The sequence below is a fragment of the Mycolicibacter sp. MU0083 genome, from assembly GCF_963378075.1.
GTDB lineage: Bacteria > Actinomycetota > Actinomycetes > Mycobacteriales > Mycobacteriaceae > Mycobacterium > Mycobacterium kokjensenii.
Map to the genome: position 1 here is coordinate 3,837,367 of NZ_OY726394.1, position 20,967 is coordinate 3,858,333.

A 20,967-nucleotide genomic window follows, 5' to 3' on the forward strand; every position below is an offset into this window, starting at 1 on the left:
GTCCGGTCAGCAGCGGCGCAGGACGCGCTGCATCGCGGTCTTCTCGTTGGCCGAAACCCACAGTCCGTAGGCGTTTTTGACCGTGATCTGACGGGAGACGAATTCGCATTCGAACGCGGCGTTCGCCGGCAACCAGCCGGCGGCGTCGCGGAATGCCTTGTCGAAGTTGGCCTGCGCGCCGACCGCCAACAGGTTGCGCGGATCGTTGGCGAAGTCGCGGCGACGGGCGTCGTCCCAGGACCGCGCCCCCTTGTACCAGGCGTCGGCCAGTGCGACCAGGTGATCGATCTGGACGGCCTCCGAGGTCTCGGGGCCGCGGACGAACTCGATGACGTTTCCGGAGTAGGGATCATGCAGGACACCGCGCTGCACCAGGCAGGTGCCCCGGCGCAGTTCGACCCGGGTCAGATCGCGGCGCAGGATGTCGTCGCGGGTGTTGCAGCCGTTGTGTCCGAACTCGACCGTGACGTCATCGCTCCACCGCTCGCCGAATCGGTGGCGTTTGAAGTCCTGCACGCGATCCCAACCCTTGACCGGCAGCGCGTCGAGCATGGTGCGGGCCTGGTCGTAGCGCGGATCGAGTGCCGCCGGCTCCGGTGTGCGGGGCGTCCAGGTCGGCGAGGGCCCCGCGGACCGCGGAGCCTCCTGCTGCTGCCACCATGCCCAGCCGACGGCCGCCACCACCGCCAGCACCACCAGCGCGGCGGTCAGCGTCGGCGTGCGTGCGGTCCTCCTCAGGGCAGCTCCACCCAGTCCAGCGTGCGCTGTACCGCTTTGCGCCATCCGGCGTACCCTTCGGCGCGCTGATCCTCCGACCAGTTCGGACTCCAGCGCTTGTCCTCACGCCAGTTGGCCCGCAGTTCGTCGGGACCCTTCCAGAATCCGACGCCGAGCCCGGCCGCGTATGCCGCGCCCAGCGCGGTCGTTTCGGCCACCACCGGTTTGACCACGTCGACGCCGAGCACATCGGCCTGGATCTGCATGCACAGGTCGTTGGCGGTGATGCCGCCGTCGACCTTCAGAACCCCAAGGTGCACACCGGAATCGGCTTCCATCGCCTCGGCCACGTCGCGGCTCTGGTAGCAGATCGCCTCCAGCGTGGCGCGCGCCAGATGCGCGTTGGTGTTGAACCGCGACATCCCGACGATCGCCCCGCGGGCATCGGACCGCCAATACGGTGCGAACAGCCCCGAAAACGCCGGCACGAAGTACATTCCGCCGTTGTCGGCGACCTGCCGGGCCAGCGACTCCACCTGGGTGGCACCGCTGATGATGCCGAGCTGATCACGCAGCCACTGCACGGCCGATCCGGTGACCGCGATCGAACCCTCCAGCGCGTAGACGGGCTTGGCGTCGCCGAATTGATAGCAGACCGTGGTCAGCAATCCGTTGTCGGAGCGGACGATCTGTTCACCGGTGTTGAGCAGCAAGAAGTTGCCGGTGCCGTAGGTGTTCTTGGCCTCGCCCGCCGACAGGCACACCTGGCCCACCATGGCACTCTGCTGGTCGCCGAGGATGCCGGCGATGGGCACCTCGCCGCGCAGCGGTCCTGTGCTCGCGGTCACCGCGTGCCGGCGCCGCGTCGACGACGACGTGATGCGCGGCAACATCGCCCGGGGGATATCGAACAGCGCCAGCAGTTCGTCGTCCCAGTCCAGGGTCTCGAGGTTCATCAGCATGGTGCGGCTGGCATTGGTGACGTCGGTCAGGTGCACGCCGCCGCGCGGGCCGCCGGTCAGGTTCCACAGCACCCAGGTGTCGCAGGTGCCGAACAGGGCATCGCCGCGCTCGGCATCGGCGCGCACCCCCTCGACGTTGTCCAGGATCCACTGCAGTTTGCCGCCGGAGAAGTAGGTGGCCGGCGGCAGTCCGGCCTTGCGCCGGATCACCTCGCCGTGGCCGTCGCGCTCCAGGGCCGCGGCGATCGCGTCGGTTCGGGTGTCCTGCCAGACGATCGCGTTGTGATACGGCTGGCCGGTCTTGCGGTTCCACACCACCGTCGTCTCGCGCTGGTTGGCGATCCCCAGGGCGGCCAGGTCGGACGCATCGAGTTTGGTGGTGTTCAGCGCCGAAACCAGTACGGCGGCAGTGTGGTTCCACAACTCGAACGGGTCGTGTTCGACCCAACCGGCACGCGGCAGGATCTGTTCGTGTTCGAGCTGGTGGCGCCCCACCTCGGCGCCGTCGTGGTCGAAGATGATGCACCGGGTGCTGGTGGTGCCCTGGTCGATCGATGCGACGAAATCGGCCAAGTCTGACTCCTGTCCCCTCACCGGTGCTGGTCGGTGCCGCGTCCATCATGGCGCACCGCACCCCGTTCGGGCGGTGCTACACGGCGAGAACGCCCCGCCGATGCCCGAAGCCGGTCCACAAAATTAGACATTCTTCACGAACACATCAGTCGTTATTCATTCATCCGAACGCATATTTCGAAGTGTCGCGGGTAAATCTCGATATGGGTAACAAACGGTATCGCAATGTGGTCGACGTCTCGCTCCCCCTTCGGCGCCACATCCGGGAAACCCGCAGGTCAGAACTGAATCGGAGGAACAATGGACGTCGTTCTCGGTGTGGCACTCGCGTCGGACGCACCCGCCAGCATCCACACCGTGCTGGTCTGCGGCGAGCACGGCGACGGCGTCACGCTGGAAGAACTCAGTTTCGCGGTGCCCACGGCTGAGTTCACCGAGTTCCCCGCGGTCGACGCCTTGATCGCTGCGATCCTGCGGGCGCGCGACACCGCGGAGATGTCGGGGCATCACCTGGTCTCCACCGGGGTGACGGTGACCGACCCCCTCGATGCCGCCGAACTCAGCGCCCGGATATCCGCCGGCGACCTGGCGGGTCTGGCCAACATCGCGGTGGTCTCTCCCAGCCTGGCGGCGGCGAGCCTGGCCCACAATCTGGGGCGGACGGTGGGCTGCGACCGGATGGGACTGCTGTCCGTGGAATCGGCGACAACGACCCTGGCCGTGATCGATTGCACCGACGGCACCGTGACCCGGATCTTCCGGCAGCCCTTCGCCGGAGGCGGCGCCGCCGCCGCGGTCGATACCGTCGCCGATCGGCTCAACGGCCCCGGGACGTGCCCGGACGGACTGTTCCTGGTCTGCTCCCCGACCGACTCGACGACACTGCGGCCGATGTTGGAGGCAGCCGTCGCACCCGAGGTCTGCGAACCCGCAGAACCGCGTTCCGCGCTGGCTCGCGGTGCGGCACTGGCATCGGCTCGCCTCAACGAGGCCGGGGCGGCATCGGCGGAGTTGGCCTACAGTCAAGAGCCCGCTCCGGGCGCCCTCGACGCGGCCTACTACGACATTCCCGGTTTCGACGCCGACGCGCTGGCCTACAGTGCGGTCGCCGATGAAGAGGCCGAAGCGGCCACCGAACTGTTCGAGCCGGTGGCACAGCCCGCTCGGCGTCCGTTGTTGGTTGCCGGTGCGGCGCTGGCCTCCGCCGGGTTCGCCGCGGCGTCGGCCCTGATGGTGGCGATGACGCTGGACATCACTCCCAACCTGGTCGCACTGCGGCCGGATCTAGGCCGGGCGTTGACGATTCCGCACCGGGCGCCGCACCTGCAGATTCCGAACGCCGACCCGTTCGGCGACCACACGCCGGTCCTGGGTAAGACGCCGGTGGATTCGGTGCCGCTTCCGCCGCTGAGCCTGCCGTCGGTGCCCGAACTCCCCGCACCCGGACTTTCGGACCCCGGGGTGCCGGCGGCGGCGCCGGGGCTGCCGGCGGCGATTCCCCTGGCGGCCGGCGCGAGCACCGCGCCGATGTTCATCCCCGCCCCGGTGTTCGGTCCGCCCATGCCCGGCAGGAACCCGGCGGCACATAACCCGGCACCGTTGCTGCTGCCGCCGGTGCACCGGCATCGGCCGGTGATCTCGGCGCTACCCGATCTGTCGTTCCTGTTGGGGATGCCCGCCCCGAAGCAGACCGGACCGGCGCCCGTGGTCAAGCCGCAACCGCCGGAGGTCAAGCCCGAGCCGCCGGTCGAGCTTCCCGAGGTCCCAGTCGTCAAACCCAAGCCCCCAGTTGAGCTTCCCGACGTCCCGGTCATCAAACCCAAACCGCCGGTCGAGCTTCCCGACGTCCCGGTCGTCAAACCCAAACCCCCGGTCGAGCTTCCCGACGTCCCGGTCATCAAACCCAAACCCCCGGTCGAGCTTCCCGACGTCCCGGTCGTCAAACCCAAACCCCCGGTTGAGCTTCCCGAGGTGCCGGTGGTCAAACCTCAGCCCCCGGTCGAACTCCCTGACATCCCCGTGGTCAAGCCCAAACCTCCGGTCGAGGTCCCCAAGCCGCCGGTGACGCTTCCCGACGTGCCGGTCGTCAAGCCCCAGCCCCCGGTGGTCACTCCGAAGCCGCCGATCACGCTCCCGGACCCACCGGTCAGCGTTCCCGACATCCCGGTGAAACTCCCCGACGCGCCGATTCAGCTTCCGGATGTTCCTATGCAGCCGCCGAATCCGGTACCCCCGATCGGGTTGCCCGCCATCCCCGCGCCCAGCGCACCGATGATTCCCGCGGCGCCGAGCAAGCCGGCGTTCAGTCCGCCGTCGCTGCCCGGCATCCCGGCCCCCAAGGCGCCGACGCTGCCGCCCCTGCCCGCGCCCCAAGCCCCTGCGCTGCCATCGATTCCGGTGCCCAAGGCTCCGGCGCTGCCGTCGCTACCTGCGCCCAAGGCACCGGCACTGCCGTCGATTCCTGCGCCCAGCGCGCCGTCCATGCCCAAGTTGGACGGCGGCATCTTCGGCGGCGGGGGTGGCAAGCCCGGCGGGATCTTCGGCGGGGGTGGTAAGCCCGGCGGGATCTTCGGCGGAGGTGGCAAACCCGGCGGAATCTTCGGCGGAGGCGGTAAGCCCGGCGGAATCTTCGGCGGGGGTGGCAAGCCCGGCGGAATCTTCGGCGGAGGCGGCGGCGGACTCTTCGGCGGCGGCGGTCACCGCGGTGGTGGGATCTTCGGCCGCTGACCGTCACCGGCAGCGAGCCGGATTCACTTGACGGCGAGCGACAACCCGAAATCGCCTGCGGGATCGGTCCACCATCGCATGCGCTGCAAGCCCGCTGCGGCCAGTTCGTCGGCGACCTGGTCGGGATGGAATTTGCAGGACACCTCGGTCAGCATCTCCTCCCCGGCCGCGAAGTCGACCACGAAGTCGAGCGCCGCGATCACCACGCGCTGCGCCGAGGTGGCCCGCAGCCACATCTCGATCCGCTGCTCGGCGGAGTTCCACCGCGCCACATGAGCGAAAGAACCCAGGTCGAAGTCGGCGTCGAGTTCCCGGTTCACCACCGCGAGGACATTGCGGTTGAACTCCGCGGTCACACCGGCGGCGTCGTCATAGGCAGACACCAGTCGCCCGGTGTCCTTGACCAGGTCGGTACCCAACAGCAGTCCGTCGCCGTCGTGCATGACCGCGGCGAGGGCGGCCAGGAAATCCGCACGCGGACCCGGTGTCAGGTTGCCGATGGTGGAGCCCAGGAACACGAACAACCGCCTGCCGTCGCCGGGGATCTGCGCCAGGTGGTGCTCGAAGTCGCCGCAGACGGCCTGCACCGCAATACCGGGATAGTCCCGGGCGATAGCCGCGCCGGCCGACTCGAGCACCCCGGCGTCGACGTCGAACGGGACGAACCGGCGCAGCGCGCCGGTGTCGCGCAGCGCATCCAGCAGCATCCGGGTCTTCTCCGAGGTTCCGCTGCCCAGTTCCACCAGCGTGTCCGCGCCCGCCAACCGGGCGATCTCGGCGGAGTGCGCACGCAGGATCTGCGCTTCGGCGCGAGTCGGGTAGTACTCGGGAAGTCGGGTGATCCGATCGAACAGGTCACTACCGATGTCGTCGTAGAACCATTTGGGCGGCAATGATTTCGGCTGCTGCGTCAGTCCGTTCCGGACATCGTCGCGCAGCGCGGTGCGGGCGGCGTCGGCGGCCAGGTGATTGGCGATCGAGACGCTCACCGGGCGGTCTCCAACGCGGTGACCCGGACGTCGCCGTCATGGGCGTCGACCAGGTGCCGGTCGGGGATGTCCACCCAGCGCGGGTCGTCGTCGTAGGGCTCGCTGGCCAGGACCACACCGTCTGACCCGTGCAACATCGACAAGGTATCCCCCCAGGTCGTCGCCAACAGTCGGGAACCGTCGGCGGCCACTATGTTCAGGCGTGCATCCCGGTCGGCGGCACCGATCTCGGCGACCACCGACCCCAGCGACTCCATCCCACGGTCGAAGATCACCGCGGCCAGCATCGCACTGTCACAGACGGATTCGGCGCCCACCGCATCGGGCAGGACCGCACGGTTCACCACACCGTTGTGCGACAGCAGCCAGGTGCCGTCGGTGAACGGTGCCGTCGCACTGGCTTCGATGGGCATACCCACGGTGGCCGAGCGGACCGCCGCCACCACGCAGTGGCTGACCAGCACCGGGGCGACCGACGCGAACGAGGCGTCGCCCCACAGCGGTGCCGGACTGCGCCAGCGGCGCGGCACCGGACCGTCGAAAAACCCCGCGCCCCAACCGTCGGCGTTCATCGTGCCGTGTCGCTGCCGGCGCGGCGCATAGGACTGCACCAGCAGCCCGTGCGGCGGTTCCAGCATCAACCCGGCCAAGGAACGCGGCTCGCCCAGCCAGCCCAGATGCCGACACATCAGGCGTCCCAGGCCAGTCGCAGGCCGGCGAAGATCTGCCGCCGGTAGGGGTGGTCCCAGTTGCGGAAGCTCGGCCGCAGGATCTCCGCGGCGACCGCCCACGATCCGCCGCGCAGCACCCGGTAGTCGCCGTCGAAGAAGGGTTCCGAATAGCGTTGGTAGATCATCGGTGTGAAGCCCGGCCAGGGCCGCAGCGGCGAACTCGTCCACTCCCAGACGTCGCCCAGCAGCTGTTCCGCCCCGTACGCCGACGCCCCGCCCGGATACGCGCCGACCGGGGCCGGGCGCAGTGCCGCACCGCCGAGGTTGGCCACCGCCGGTGACGGAGCGGCCGCACCCCAGGGATAGCGCCGCCGCGCCCCGAGCACCGGATCCCAGGCACAGGCCTTCTCCCACTCGATTTCGGTGGGCAGTCGGGCACCGGCCCAGGCCGCATAGGCCTGCGCCTCGAAGTAACTGACGTGTTGCACCGGCTCGTCGTCGGGCAGGTCTTCGCGGTGCCCGAACCGGACCCGCGAGCGATGGTCGGGCTCCCAGAACTGCGGCGCCGTCAATCCGGCCTGCACACAGTGCTGCCAACCCCGCCGGCTCCACCACCGGGGTTGCCGGTAGCCGCCGTCGTCGATGAAATCCCGCCATTCGCGGTTGGTCACCGGCACCCGGCCGATCCGGAAGGCGGGCACCTCGACGCGATGCGCGGGGCGTTCGTTGTCCAGTGCGAAGGGTTCGTCGGCCGCGTCGACGCCGAGCACGAACTCGCCGCCCGGCACCAGCACCGAGCTTCCCGCCAGGCCCGCGCGACCGGCGGGCAGGCCGGCACCGGCGGGCAGCAACGGCGCCCCGGTCCGCAGGTTCAGCGCCTGCAGCATGGTCTCGTCGTGCTGGTGTTCGTGGCTGAGCACCATCCCGAACACGAAGCCGTCCACACCGGCCCCGCCGTCACCGGGCATCGTCTCCAACACGTCGAAGACGCGGGAACGCACGGTGGCGCAATACTTTCGGGCCTGCTCGGGAGCCAGCAACGGCAGGTCGACGCGGCTGGCCCGCGGGTGGATGAAGGCGTCGTAGAGGCCTTCGACGTCCGCGGTCAGCAGGCCGGGCCGGTCCGGATTCCCACCGCGCAACAGCCACAGTTCCTCTTGTTGCCCGATATGGGCCAGGTCCCACACCAGTGGGCTCATCAACGGGTCGTACTGGCGGTGCAGTTCGGCGTCGTCGAAGTCGACCAGCGCCAGGGTGCGGTCGCGGGCCCGGGTCAGATCGCGGGCCAGTGCCTCGACGCTGCTCATGACTGTCCGCGCGCCATCCGCGTCACCATCGCGGCGACACCGGTCCGGGTCACCTCGTCGGTGACGTCGTCGGCGGGCGAGCGGCGGCGTTCGACCATGCCGACCAACCGATCCATCCCGTCGCGCAGGCCCGCCGGCGCGCGGTCGGCCACCAACTCCAGGCAGCGTCGGGCGGCCGCGTGCAGTCGCGGGTCGGCCAGCCCGGTCCGGGCGGCGACGTCCCAGGCGGTCGCGACCGGTGCCACGGCTTCGGCGGCCCGCTCGGCGGCGGCGGGGTCGTCGAGCAGTGTGGTCAGCACGAACACCAGCGCCGGCCAGATCGTGTCGTCGACACTGTCGAGGTATCGGATCTCCAGCCATCCGCGCGGGCGGACCGGCGGGAACAGCGTGGTCAGGTGGTAGTCGAGGTCTTTGAGTCCGGCTCGGCGGCCGCCGAGCCGCACCCGGCCGTCGGCCCAGTCCGCGAACGGCACGTAGCGGCTGACCGGAATGGCCTCGGGGGTGTGCACCAGCATCACCGGGGCTTTGAGCGCATACCGCGCCCAGTCGGTGGCCGGGTCGGTCCCGTCCAGGCCGAGGACCGGGCCGCAGCGGGCCGAATCGAGCCTGCTCCAGACGCGTTGCCGGGTGGAGTGCCAGCCGGAGAACTCCCCGCTCAGCAGTGGGGAGTTGGCGCAGATCGCGACCATCGTCGGGCCCAGCGCGTGCGCCAGCCGAACCCGGTCGGCCCAGCCGGGACTCGCGCCGGCATCCAGGTTGAGCTGAACCGACGCCGTGGCCGTCATCATCGCCGCACCGGCCGAGCCGGTGTGGCTGGCGGTGAAGAACTGTTCCATCGCGGCGTAGCGTTCGCCGGGGTTGACCCGCGCCGTCGGCCGCAGCGGATCGGTGCCCAGTGCGACCAGGCCCAGCCCGGCCTCGGCGAAGGCCCCGCGGAGCACCGCCTGATCGCCGATCATCGCCTCGATGGCGGCGACGGCGCCGGGCAGCGGCGGGCTGGACAGTTCGACCGCACCACCGGGTTCCACCGTGACGACGCTGCCGCCGGGCAACTCCGGCACGGATTGCAGCACCTCGCCGATCTCCGACCAGCCGGGGCGCCGATGCGGGTCGGCCGGGTCGAAACAGTGCGCCTCGATCTCCAGGCCGACCCGGCCGTGGGGGCCATCGGTGAGACAGCGTCCGATGATGTAGTCGGCGGCCGCGTCGGCGCCGGAAAGTTCCGGGCCGCCCGGACAGGACTCATCGCCGCGCGACAGCTGCGTCGCCGCGGCGAACCCCATATCAGCCCCTCCGCCCGTCGATCCTCTGAACGCTACCGGAGATGCCCGCCCGAACGGCCGGTGATTACTCCCCCAGGGAGTTCTGCATGGCTCCGGCCAGCACGTTTACCGCAGGACCGGCGTTACCGGATTGGCAGACCTTGGCCTGCAGCAGCACGTTTACCCGCAGTCGGGTCTGGGTGAAACAACGCCGATCGGTGTCGGCCTCCTGTTTGGTCCAGGCGGCATCGGTGGCGGTGGCCGGGCCGCCGGTGAACACCCAGACCTCGGTGGTGCCGTCGTCTCGGTGCATCGCGCTGGTGCGTCCCGAGCAGCCGACGGTGCGGTCGACGACACGGTGGAACGCCGCGGTCGCGGCGGCTTCGGTGGCGAACACCCCCACCGCCTGTTTGACGAGATGGCGCTGGTCGGTGGCCGAGGTCTGGGTGACCGCGCTGTTGAACGACGCCAGATCGGGGTCGCGGTAGACCTCGGGCAGGCCGATGTCGGCCCAGTTGTTGCAGACCGGTTCGTCCACCCAGTACGTCTGCAGTGGCTCGCCGGAGACGGCCTCGAAGCCCATCGGGGCGCCGACGATGTTGCCGACCGAGCCCTTCGGCAGCACCGCGTAGGAGACCACTCCCGGCTCGGCGGGCCGCGCCGCCGCGACCGGTGTCCCCGGTGCGGTCAGTGCACCGGTAGCGGCCAGCCCGATCAGCAGGCGGGCCGTGACCCGCCGGCGGTCAGGCAAGGTTGGCCCGGACCCCGGCTTCCACCGCACTGCCCAGATCGGGGTCGACGTTGCGCCAGAATTCGAACACCCGGGACAGCACCGGCTCGGTGACGCCCGCCGAAACGTGCCCGATGATGTTGGCGGCCAGTCGTTTCCGTTGTGCATCGTCGAAGACGTCCCGGACCAGGGCACCGGCCTGGCTGAAATCGTCGTCGTCTTTGCGCAGCGTGTAGGCCGAACGCACCATGTCGCCGTCGGCGTGCCAGCGCACCTCCGCCGCGAGAGCCGGATCGGCCACCGGCCCGCCGGCCGAATTCGGCGCGTACACCGGGTCACTGGCCAGGCGGAATCGCATGGCGCCGTCCTTGGAGTAACTGTGCACGTCGTTCTTCGGGGCGTTGACCGGCAGCTGGTTGTAGTTGGTGCCGATCCGGGCACGGTGCGCGTCGGCGTAGGAGAAGCCGCGCGCCAGCAGCATCTTGTCCGGGCTCAATCCGGTGCCGGGCACGGTGTTGTTGGGCTCGAACGCCGCCTGTTCGATCTGGGCGTGATAGTCGGTGACGTTGCGGTTCAAGGTGAAACGCCCGACGTCGATCAGCGGGTAGTCGGCGTGCGGCCACACCTTGGTCAGGTCGAACGGGTTGAGTCGGTAGGTTTTGGCGTCCTCGAACGGCATGATCTGCACCTTGACCGCCCAGCTCGGGAATTCGCCGCGTTCGATCGCGGTGTAGAGGTCACGCTGGTGGTAGTCCCCGTCGGTGCCGGCCAGCCGGTCGCCCTCGGCCTGGTCGAGGTGTTCGACGCCCTGATCGCTGATGAAGTGGTATTTGACCCAGGAGATCTCACCGGCGGCGTTGACCCAGCTGTAGGTGTGGCTGCCGTAGCCGTTCATGTGCCGCCAGGACCGCGGCAGGCCACGGTCTCCCATCACGTAGGTCACCTGGTGCGCGGTCTCCGGGTTCAGCGACCAGAAGTCCCATTGCATGTTGTGATCGCGCAGATTGCTTGCCGCCAAACGTTTCTGGGAGCGGATGAAGTGCTGAAACTTCAACGGGTCGCGCAGGAAGAACACCGGGGTGTTGTTGCCGACGATGTCGAAGTTGCCCTGCTCGGTGTAGAACTTCAACGCGAAGCCGCGCACGTCGCGCCAGGTGTCTGGGCTGCCGCGCTCGCCGGCGACGGTCGAGAAGCGGGCCAGCATCTCGGTTTTGGCGCCGGGGGCGAACACCGCCGCTTTGGTGTAGGCGCTGACGTCCCCGGTGATCTCGAGCTGTCCGAATGCGCCACCGCCCTTGGCATGCGGCTGGCGTTCGGGGGTGCGCTCCCGGTTGAACATCGCCATCTGCTCGATCAGGTAGTGGTCCTGCAGCAGGATCGGGCCGTCCGGGCCGACGGTCAGTGACTGGCCGTCGCTGGGTGCCGGCGCACCGGCCTCGGTGGTGGTGTGGCGCTCGGTCATGTCGATGTCTCCTCTGGTGCGCAGCGGGCTAACGAGTGTGCGCGTTGGTGGGCTTCACCAAACGCACACTCGACGAACTCGGGGGATCAGCGGTGCGGCGGAGCCGACGGCGGAGCCGGTGGGGCGGGCGGCGGGGCGGGCGGTCCGCCGGGGCCACCCGGGCCGTTGCCCGGACCGGCGGGCCGGAATCCCGGCCAGGCCGGTTCCTCGCCGGGGCCGGCGGGGCCGAAACCCGGACCCATCGGTGGGCCGTGATGCATCATGCACGGCCCGTGATGGTGGTGGTGTCCGCCCCAGCCGCCGCCGCTGAGGTAGGCGCCGGTGCAGAAGACGACCGCGGCGACGAAGACGGTTCCGGCGATGATCACCACCCAGGCCGCCGCTTGATAGAGCCGATTCGGCGGGGCCGGCGGCGGTGGAGGAGGCGGTGGCGTGGGAATTGGCGGCTCACTCATACCGATCCATCATGCCGCAGAACGACGCCGGCCGCCGCCCTTCTACGAGGGGCGACGGCCGGGTACGCGTGGCCGGGTCGGGTTACCGGCCAGGTGTGGGTTCCGGGGTCTGGGTGACCGACGACGGCAGTTCACCGGGGCCCGGGCGGTCGGCGGGCGCCTTCGGGCCCGGACCGCGGTGGTGGCCGTGGTGGAACGCCGCGTGGTGCCCGTGGTGCCCGTGGTGGCCGTGGCAGTGATGGCCGCGCTGGCCGCCGTGGCTCGCCCAGACGCCGGCGAAGAAGATCGAGGAGACGATGAAGACGATTCCCGCGACGATCGCGACCCACGCGGCGAGTCGGTACAGCCAGTAGGGCTTGGGTTCGCCCGCAGGTGCGGGCGAGGCGGCTGTGGTGTCAGGTGTTTCGCTCATGTGGGCCATGGTGCCGGGGTGAGCACCCGATACCGCTGGGTCTCGGCTATGCATCCGCTATGAGCCGGCGCGGTCGGTCAGGGGCCGGATCCGGCCGCACCCGCACCGTCGCCGCCGGTGCCGCCGGCAGCACCGTCGCCTCCGACTCCGAGATTGCCGCCCGCTCCACCGTTGCCCCCGTTGCCACCGGTTCCGGCAGGGTTGTCCGCACCGACGCCACCGTCGCCACCGTTGCCTCCGGGGCCGTGCGGGGCTCCGCCGGGCAGCCCGGACCCGGCGGTGACGGTGCCGTCGCCGTTGGCTCCCGGCGTCCCGCCGGCCCCGCCGAAACTGGAGTCACCACCCTCACCGCCGTCACCGCCGGCGCCGAGGGCTCCACCGGAGCCGGCCAGCCCGACCACGCCGGGCGCACCGTCGCCGCCGTCACCGCCCAGGGCTCCGTCACCACCGGGCCCGCCGTCACCGCCGATGCCGTCGGCGCCGCGGACGGCTCCGGGCGCCGTCGCGCTACCGCCCACCCCGCCGCGTCCACCGTCGCCCCCGGTACCGGCGGCTCCGGCGTCAGTTCCAGCGGCACCTGCACCCTGGGCGATCCCCGCGATTCCGTCGCTGCCGTCGATCCCGACACCGGCGTCACCACCCCGGGCTCCGCTGCCACCATCACCGGCATCGCCACCGTCACCGAAGTCGACTCCCCCGTCACCGCCGTTACCGCCCCGACCGCCGTCGCCACCGTGCTGGCCCGCCGTCGCCGGCAGACCGGTGGCGCCCGCGGCCCCGTCACCGCCGTCACCGCCGGTCCCACCGTTGCCGATATTGCCGCCGGCACCGCCGTCACCGCCCGCGCCGCCGGTGACACCGGGCACCGCGGTCGGGTCGCTCGATGCGTCGTAGCCGTCGCCACCGTCGCCACCGTTGCCGGCCGGACCCGCAGCGATTCCGCCCCCGTCACCGGCGGCCCCGGTATCACCGGTTCCGTTGAGCCCGCCGACACCGGCCGCACCGCCAAACCCGCCGGAACCGCGGGGACTGTCGCCGCCATCGCCACCGAATCCGCCGGTCGGGTTGGTGGCATCGCCGTCGGCGCCATCCCCACCGTCTCCGGGTCTTCCGCCGTTGCCACCGGTGCCGCCGCGGCCACCGTCGCCGTTGGCGCCCTTGTCGCCGGTACCTCCCGCGGCCACCCCGCCGCCGGCACCGCCCGCTCCCCCGGTGCCGCCCCGGCCACCGGTGCCCCCGGCCCCACCGTCCTGGCCTCGACCGCCGGGGGCGGTGGCGGCCGCACCGTCTTGGCCGGCACCGCCGTTACCGCCGGTCCCGCCGGCGCCGCCGGAACCGCCCGCGCCGCCGTTACCGGAGGCCGAGCCACCCAGGCCACCGGCGCCGCCGGTACCGCCGCTGCCGCCGATATACCCGTCCTGGCCGGCGCCGCCGGCGGTGGTTGCGTCATCGCCGTCGGCACCGAGGCCACCGCTACCGCCGGCCCCTCCGGCTCCGCCGTTGCCATGGTCGCCACCATTGCCCCCGGCACCGCCGGTTCCACCGGTGGCGTTGACCGCGGTGGCGTGGTAGCCGGCGCCGCCGTTGCCGCCGTTGCCGCCGTCGGGTGCGATTCCGCTGTTCCCATTGGCGCCGGCGGTTCCGGACCCGCTCAGCCCACCGGTGCCCGCGGCACCGCCACCACCGCCGGTACCGACCGTCCCGGCATCGCCGCCGTTGCCGCCGGCCCCACCGGTGGGGGCGGCCGCGTCACCGTCGGCACCGGCCCCCCCGTTGCCGCCGACCCCCGCTGCACCGCCGCCGCCGCCAGCACCGCCGTCGCCATTCGCACCGGCCGCACCCGACAGGCTGCCGCCGCCCCGCCGGCACCACCCTGGCCCCTTTGCCCCCGGCCCCGCCATTGCCCCCGACACCGCCGTTGCCGGCGCGTCCGCTGTCGACGCCGGTCTGGCCGACTGATCCGTCACCGCCCGCCCCACCGGCCCCGCCGAGACCACCGATCCCGCCTGCACCCCCGGCGCCGCCTACCCCGAACAAGACGCCGCCGTTGCCCCCGGCACCGCCGTTGCCGGCGCGTCCGCCGGTATCGCCGGCGCCGCCGGTGCCACCCTTCGACGCGGCCTGCTCTCCGGCGCTACCGGTCGCACCGTCGCCACCGGCACCGCCGTTGCCACCGTTGCCGGATGCACCGATCGCAAAGAAGTCGACCGGGGGGTTGCTGGCGCTGTTGCCGCCCGCCCCGCCGTCACCACCCGCACCGCCGTTGACACCGAGGAGGCCGTGCCCGCCGGCACCACCGTCGCCGCCGTTGCCCCACCATTCGCCGCCGTGTCCGCCGTTGCCGCCGTTTGCGCCCGCCCCGCCATCGCCGCCGGCCCCACCGTTGCCGATTCCTCCGGTGTTGCCTCCGTTTCCGCCGGCCACCCCGGCGATGTCGGAGTTCCAACCGGCGCCGCCGTCACCGAAGAACAGGCCACCCATCTGTCCATCCGGGTTGTCCTGGGAGGTTCCGTCGACGCCGTCGCAGATCAGGCCGCAGGCACCCATGGGGTCGGTGAACGGGGCGAACCATTGGTTGATCTGGTCATCGACGGCGGCCCCGAAGGGGCTGTTGATCCAGGCTTCGAGGGTGGCGTGCAGCGGCAGATAGAACACCACCTGCCAGGTCTGGGCGAACCAGTCGTCGGCTGCCGCCGGTCCCGGATCATGGTTGGCGAAAACATCTGTCAACCAATCGAATTCGTCGGCATGTGCCGGTGCGAAGCCGACCGCCCAGAGCACTCCCGCTGCGATACCCGCCCCAAACAACTGCGTGCGCGGTGCGCGGGCACGGTGTCTACCGGTCATCTGGACTGCCCCGTATCTGCGTGACGGTCGAGGGTGCGCCTAGCCGGGAGAGCCCGATTGGCCCTGGCCTCCCGCGCCGTTGCCACCGTTGCCACCGTCCCCGCCGATACCGAAGATGCCGCCGTTGCCGCCGTCCCCGCCGTTGCCGCCGACACCGCCGGGGGCGGTGTTGTTGGCACCGTTGCCGCCCTGGCCTCCGTTGCCCGACGGCAGTGGCGAAGGCAGGGCGCCGCCGGCACCGTTGCCGCCGTTGATGCGGCCGGTGCCGCCGGTGCCGCCGGCCCCGCCGAGGGCACCGTTGCCACCGTCGCCACCGTTGCCGCCGTTGCCGTTGCCGCCGGTGAAGGTGCCGGTAGCGCCGTTGCCGCCGTCGCCGCCGACGGCCCCGGCACCGCCCTTGCCGCCGGTGCCGCCGACGCCCTGGGTGCCTGCAGTGCTGCCGGCGGTGGAACCACCGAGTGCACCGGTACCGCCCGCGCCGCCCTTGCCGGCGGCCCCCGCGTTGCCGCCGTCGCCGCCGGCGCCGAGGCTGCCGTTGGAGCCGGCCACACCGGTGACGCCGCCCGCACCGGTGCCGCCGGAGCCCGCATTGCCGCCGATACCGCCCTGGCCGCCCGATCCGCCGGAACCGTTGATGCCGACACTGCTACCGGTGCCGGCGTTTCCGCCGACTCCGCCGGCGCCACCGTGACCGCCGAGTCCACCGGCGCTACCGCTCTGACCGGCCCCGGAGTTGGCCCCGGAAGTACCCGCGGTGCCGGTGTAGCCGGCGCCGCCGTTGCCGCCTAGGCCGCCGTTGCCACCGGATCCGGCGTTGCCGCCGGTGCCGGTCGCGGCCTGGGCGCCGTTGCCACCGAGCAGTTTGCCGCCCACACCGCCGTTGCCGCCGGCTCCACCCGTGCCACCCTGACCGCCGTTGCCACCGCCGGTGCCGGCCACCGCGCTGGAGGTTCCGGCGGTGCCGTTGGCGCCGGTTCCGCCGCCGCCGCCGTTGGCGCCGTTGCCACCGGCACCTCCGGCGCCGGCCGCACCCGAATCCTCGCCACCGTTACCGCCGGCACCACCATTGCCACCAGACCCACCGTTGCCACCGGCAACCCCATCACCGGAACCGGCCACCACCCCGGTATTGCTGACCCCGGCAGTGCCCGAACCACCCGCACCACCCTGACCACCGGTACCGATATTGCCGCCATCACCACCGGCGCCACCATTGCCACCGGACACCCCGGCACCGGCATTGGTCGCCGACGGGTCATACCCATCACCACCGGCACCACCATTGCCCGCCGGACCCGTAACCCCGTCACCGACACCACCCGCAGCCCCACCATTGGCACCGGCCGCACCACCGGCACCACCCTGCGACGAATCACCACCATCGCCACCATCACCACCACCACCGGAATTCCCCGCAGAGTTGAGCTGGCCCGCCACACCATGGGCACCACCACCGCCATCGCCACCCTTGGCCCCGGCACCACCATCACCGCCATCACCACCGGTACCCGACAACCCCACCGAACCCGAACCACCGACGGCCACCCCACCACCGACACCACCGGCGCCACCGTCGCCACCCTTACCGGCCGCGCCCGCATTTCCACCATTGCCACCATCGCCACTGCCACCGTTGCCGAACGACCCCGCCAGCCCCGCAGCACCGGCACCGGCATCCCCACCATCGGCACCCGTCCCCCCGGCACCACCCTTGCCACCATCACCCGACACCGAACCACCCAGGCCACCGGCACCACCGTTGCCACCGGAACCACCATTGGTCCCCGACGTACCACTAGCCCCCGGCGACGAACCCGCAACACCGGACTGACCCTCGGTACCCGAACCACCCGCACCCCCGGCACCACCGTTACCGATATTGCCGCCATTACCCCCAACACCACCGTTACCACCCGAAACCCCAGCACCCGCACCAGAATTCGCCGCCGACGGGTCATAACCCACACCACCAGCACCACCATTACCCGCCGGACCGGTGACGCCGGCACCGTCGTTTCCGGCCTGCCCGGTGCCGCTGCCGTCGCCGTCGAGGCCGCCGGCACCACCGGCGCCACCCTGCGAGGAGTCCCCGCCGTTGCCCCCGTTGCCACCGGCGCCCGCCGCGCCGCCCGATCCGGCCGTCCCGGCGGCCCCGGCGGCGCCGTTGCCTCCGTTACCGCCCTTGGCGCCGTCACCGCCCTCACCGCCGTTACCGCCGGAACCGTCGGTGCCCGCGGCGGTTCCCGCGGTCGAACCACCGGCACCGCCCGCGCCGCCGGCACCGCCCGCGCCGGCGCTTCCGGCGCTGCCACCGTTGCCACCGCCGCCCAGGCTGCCGCCGGTGTCCGAGCCGCCCGCAACGCCCGAGACCCCGGCGGCCCCGGCGGCACCGCCACCGGCGGCGCCACCGTCCCCACCGCTGCCACCTTCGCCGCCGTTGCCGTTGGTGCCCACCACGCCCGAGGCGCCGGTGCCGCCGAGGAGTTTGCCTGCGGCACCACCGTTGCCGCCTCCGCCGCCGGTGCCGCCGGTACCGCCCTTGCCGCCGTCTCCGCCTGCGGCGCCGTTGGTCAGTGCGGAGTTGTCGACACCCGCGGCTCCTATGCCGCCGCCGCCGCCGTTGGCGCCGTTGCCACCGGCACCTCCGGCGCCGGCCGCACCCGAATCCTCGCCACCGTTACCGCCGGCACCACCATTGCCACCAGACCCACCGTTGCCACCGGCAACCCCATCACCGGAACCGGCCACCACCCCGGTATTGCTGACCCCGGCAGTGCCCGAACCACCCGCACCACCCTGACCACCGGTACCGATATTGCCGCCATCACCACCGGCGCCACCATTGCCACCGGACACCCCGGCACCGGCATTGGTCGCCGACGGGTCATACCCATCACCACCGGCACCACCATTGCCCGCCGGACCCGTAACCCCGTCACCGACACCACCCGCAGCCCCACCATTGGCACCGGCCGCACCACCGGCACCACCCTGCGACGAATCACCACCATCGCCACCATCACCACCACCACCGGAATTCCCCGCAGAGTTGAGCTGGCCCGCCACACCATGGGCACCACCACCGCCATCGCCACCCTTGGCCCCGGCACCACCATCACCGCCATCACCACCGGTACCCGACAACCCCACCGAACCCGAACCACCGACGGCCACCCCACCACCGACACCACCGGCGCCACCGTCGCCACCCTTACCGGCCGCGCCCGCATTTCCACCATTGCCACCATCGCCACTGCCACCGTTGCCGAACGACCCCGCCAGCCCCGCAGCACCGGCACCGGCATCCCCACCATCGGCACCCGTCCCCCCGGCACCACCCTTGCCACCATCACCCGACACCGAACCACCCAGGCCACCGGCACCACCGTTGCCACCGGAACCACCATTGGTCCCCGACGTACCACTAGCCCCCGGCGACGAACCCGCAACACCGGACTGACCCTCGGTACCCGAACCACCCGCACCCCCGGCACCACCGTTACCGATATTGCCGCCATTACCCCCAACACCACCGTTACCACCCGAAACCCCAGCACCCGCACCAGAATTCGCCGCCGACGGGTCATAACCCACACCACCAGCACCACCATTACCCGCCGGACCGGAGGTGGCACCACCGCCGGTGCCCGCGATTCCATCGGCGCCCGCGGTACCCGTCCCGCCCGTGCCGGCCGCGCCACCCGTACCGGCCGCACCGCCGTCGACGTCGGAATCGCCGCCGTTGCCGCCGTTGCCACCGGCGCCGAGTTCTCCGTGCGAGCCCGCCAGGCCCAGCACGCCGGCGGCACCGTTACCGCCGTTGCCGCCCTTGGCGCCGTCACCACCGTCACCACCGTTACCGCCGGAGCCGTTGTTGCCGCCCGAGCCGCCGACGGTGCTGCCACCGCCGCCACCGGCGCCGCCTTGACCGCCCGAACCCGCAGTGCCCGAGGAACCGCCGTTACCCCCGGCACCGTTGTTGACCAGGAACGTGGCGTCACCTTCGGCCCCTTCACCGCCGGCGCCGGCCGAACCGCCGTTACCCCCGACGCCGCCGTTGCCGCCGTTGCCGTTGACGCCCACGGTGCTGTTGGCACCGGTGCCCGCATTGCCGCCACCACCGCCGGTGCCGCCCTTGCCGCCGGTGCCGCCGGCACCGCCTTCGCCGCCATCTTCTCCGGCGGTCAGCCCCTTCGCGCCGGCATAGCCGCTTCCGCCTTCCCCACCGGATCCGCCGAGGCCGCCACCGCCGCCGTTGCCCGCGGTGCCGGGTGCTCCGGCGTCGAGGCTCTGCTGATCGCCGGTCCAGTTGCCGCCGTTGCCGCCTTTGCCGCCGTCGCCGCCGAGGCCGCCGCTGCCGCCCACACCGGTCAGGCTGCCGGTCCCGCCGGCCCCGCCGTTACCACCGTTCCCGCCCAGGCCGCCGTTACCGGCCGCCCATCCGCCGTTACCGCCGTTGCCGCCCGCGCCGCCGGAACCGCCGTCGCCGCCGTCACCGCCGTCACCGGCCAGTTCGGCGGCCGCACCGCCCATCCCGCCGTTGCCGCCCCGCGGGGCGGTGGCCATGAGGCCGAACAGCTGCATTCCGCCGGATTCGGCGCCGCCGTTGCCCGGGGTCGCCGCGCTGAAGTCGTAGCCGTCACCGCCGTGTCCGCCGTTGCCGCCGCCGAGGTTCCGCTGGCCATCGGCACCGTCGGCTCCGGCTTGGCCCGAGCCATGGAGCCCACCTACACCGGCCGCACCCCCGACACCACCAACCCCGGCCTCACCCGGATTCGCCCCCGCACCCCCGGCACCACCATCAACACTCCACCCCACACCATCAGCACCATCACCACCATTACCCCCAGCACCCGACTCACCCCCATCGCCACCAACACCCCCATCACCGTTAACCCCGCACTACCCCAACCAACAACCCCACCCCCAGCACCACCCACACCACCGGCGCCACCCGCGCCACCATCGCCCCCACACCCGCATCCCCACCAGCACCCGCACCCACCACAAACGACCCATCCCCGACAGCACCATCACCACCAGCACCGCCAACACCCCCAACACCCCCATTGCCACCCGCACCCCCAGCACCACCCACAGCAAACAACCGCGACGCACTACCACCCCCGCGCCACCCGCACCCCCAACACCACCAACCTCACCAACACCACCCACGCCACCAACAAAACCCACATCACCGGCGGCCCCCACACCACCATCACCACCGACACCACCGGACCCACCCGCGGCAAACAACCACCCCACACCAGCGCCCCCATCACCGCCGGCACCCCCCGGCTCACCCACACCACCAACACCACCAGCGCCCCCCGCACCACCAACACCCATCAACGACCCACCAGCACCCCCATCACCACCCGCGAAACCCCCACCCCCAGCACCACCGGCACCCCCATCGCCAAACCACCCCGCAGCACCACCATCACCACCGGCAACACCACTCAACGAACCGTCAAAACCCGCCCCACCATCACCGAACAACCACCCACCCGCACCACCATCGGGATCCTCCGCCGTCCCCGCCGCACCATCACCAATCGCAAACGACCCCAACAACCCATTCACCGCACCACCGACCACCACCCCCAACTCCGACCCAATCCAGGCCTCCACCCCCGCATGCAACGGCGCATACACAAACTCCTCAAACAACGCCCCCCAATCCCACGACCCCCAATCCCCGAATCCGCCACCCCCACAACAGACCCACCCTCAACCCACCAATCCCCATCCCCCACATCCGCCCGAACCACCCCACCCCACGGCCCCAACCCCAACACCACACACACACCCACCGCCGAGCCCACCGAACCCGCCCCGCGACCGCGACGC

At 71.5% G+C, this 20,967-nt stretch carries 15 protein-coding genes and 1 pseudogene; 1 reads left to right on the top strand and 15 read right to left on the bottom strand.

Translation table 11 applies throughout. The annotated features are described in order from the left end of the window. Window positions 1–6 precede the first annotated feature (6 nt). Both RCP38_RS18005 and glpK read right to left on the bottom strand, forming a co-directional pair. Window positions 7–783, bottom strand: a complete 777-nt coding sequence (locus tag RCP38_RS18005) for an HNH endonuclease family protein (protein WP_308474272.1) — start codon at window positions 781–783, stop codon at window positions 7–9. After that, complete coding sequence (gene glpK / locus RCP38_RS18010; RefSeq protein WP_308474273.1) at window positions 735–2,252, bottom strand: glycerol kinase GlpK; 1,518 nt, start codon at window positions 2,250–2,252, stop codon at window positions 735–737. The genes RCP38_RS18005 and glpK overlap by 49 nt, the downstream gene beginning before the upstream one ends. 300 nt (window positions 2,253–2,552) lie before the next feature. On the opposite strand from glpK, the gene RCP38_RS18015 reads away from it, so the two are divergent. Beyond that, on the top strand, window positions 2,553–4,979 hold the full coding sequence (locus RCP38_RS18015; RefSeq protein WP_308474274.1) for a DUF7159 family protein: 2,427 nt from the start codon (window positions 2,553–2,555) through the stop codon (window positions 4,977–4,979). 23 nt (window positions 4,980–5,002) lie between these two features. On the opposite strand, the gene egtD is transcribed toward RCP38_RS18015, so the two are convergent. The 13 genes and pseudogenes from egtD to RCP38_RS19990 all read right to left on the bottom strand — a co-directional run. Further along, on the bottom strand, window positions 5,003–5,968 hold the full coding sequence (gene egtD, locus RCP38_RS18020) for an L-histidine N(alpha)-methyltransferase (protein ID WP_308474275.1): 966 nt from the start codon (window positions 5,966–5,968) through the stop codon (window positions 5,003–5,005). After that, window positions 5,965–6,657 (bottom strand): ergothioneine biosynthesis protein EgtC, encoded by a 693-nt coding sequence (egtC, locus tag RCP38_RS18025; protein ID WP_308474276.1) that lies wholly within the window; start codon window positions 6,655–6,657, stop codon window positions 5,965–5,967. The genes egtD and egtC overlap by 4 nt, the downstream gene beginning before the upstream one ends. Continuing rightward, entirely contained in the window at window positions 6,657–7,946 is a 1,290-nt protein-coding gene (gene egtB / locus RCP38_RS18030; RefSeq protein WP_308474277.1) for an ergothioneine biosynthesis protein EgtB, read from the bottom strand. The genes egtC and egtB overlap by 1 nt, the downstream gene beginning before the upstream one ends. Continuing rightward, a complete protein-coding gene (gene egtA / locus RCP38_RS18035) occupies window positions 7,943–9,229 on the bottom strand; it encodes an ergothioneine biosynthesis glutamate--cysteine ligase EgtA (RefSeq protein ID WP_308474278.1) in 1,287 nt (428 codons plus the stop codon). The genes egtB and egtA overlap by 4 nt, the downstream gene beginning before the upstream one ends. A 64-nt stretch (window positions 9,230–9,293) precedes the next feature. Next, entirely contained in the window at window positions 9,294–9,929 is a 636-nt protein-coding gene (locus tag RCP38_RS18040; protein ID WP_308477404.1) for a sensor domain-containing protein, read from the bottom strand. Window positions 9,930–9,951: 22 nt separating this feature from the next. Beyond that, on the bottom strand, window positions 9,952–11,400 hold the full coding sequence (locus RCP38_RS18045; protein WP_308474279.1) for a catalase: 1,449 nt from the start codon (window positions 11,398–11,400) through the stop codon (window positions 9,952–9,954). Between the two features lie 86 nt (window positions 11,401–11,486). After that, window positions 11,487–11,855 (bottom strand): hypothetical protein, encoded by a 369-nt coding sequence (locus RCP38_RS18050; RefSeq protein ID WP_308474280.1) that lies wholly within the window; start codon window positions 11,853–11,855, stop codon window positions 11,487–11,489. 82 nt (window positions 11,856–11,937) lie between these two features. Continuing rightward, window positions 11,938–12,267 carry a hypothetical protein gene (locus RCP38_RS18055; RefSeq protein WP_308474281.1) on the bottom strand — a complete coding sequence of 110 codons (330 nt, stop codon included), beginning with the start codon at window positions 12,265–12,267 and terminating at the stop codon, window positions 11,938–11,940. A 1,749-nt stretch (window positions 12,268–14,016) separates the two neighbouring features. Then, a complete protein-coding gene (locus RCP38_RS18060; protein ID WP_308474282.1) occupies window positions 14,017–15,114 on the bottom strand; it encodes a PGRS repeat-containing protein in 1,098 nt (365 codons plus the stop codon). A gap of 39 nt (window positions 15,115–15,153) precedes the next feature. Continuing rightward, on the bottom strand, window positions 15,154–19,932 hold the full coding sequence (locus RCP38_RS18065) for a PE family protein (protein ID WP_308474283.1): 4,779 nt from the start codon (window positions 19,930–19,932) through the stop codon (window positions 15,154–15,156). An 84-nt stretch (window positions 19,933–20,016) separates the two neighbouring features. Continuing rightward, window positions 20,017–20,232: a hypothetical protein gene (locus RCP38_RS18070; protein ID WP_308474284.1), complete on the bottom strand. Its 216-nt coding sequence runs from the start codon at window positions 20,230–20,232 to the stop codon at window positions 20,017–20,019. Further along, entirely contained in the window at window positions 20,232–20,459 is a 228-nt protein-coding gene (locus tag RCP38_RS18075; protein ID WP_308474285.1) for a hypothetical protein, read from the bottom strand. The genes RCP38_RS18070 and RCP38_RS18075 overlap by 1 nt, the downstream gene beginning before the upstream one ends. 64 nt (window positions 20,460–20,523) lie before the next feature. Next, a pseudogene (locus tag RCP38_RS19990) lies at window positions 20,524–20,772 on the bottom strand (PGRS repeat-containing protein); the annotation flags it as partial. Window positions 20,773–20,967 lie beyond the last annotated feature (195 nt).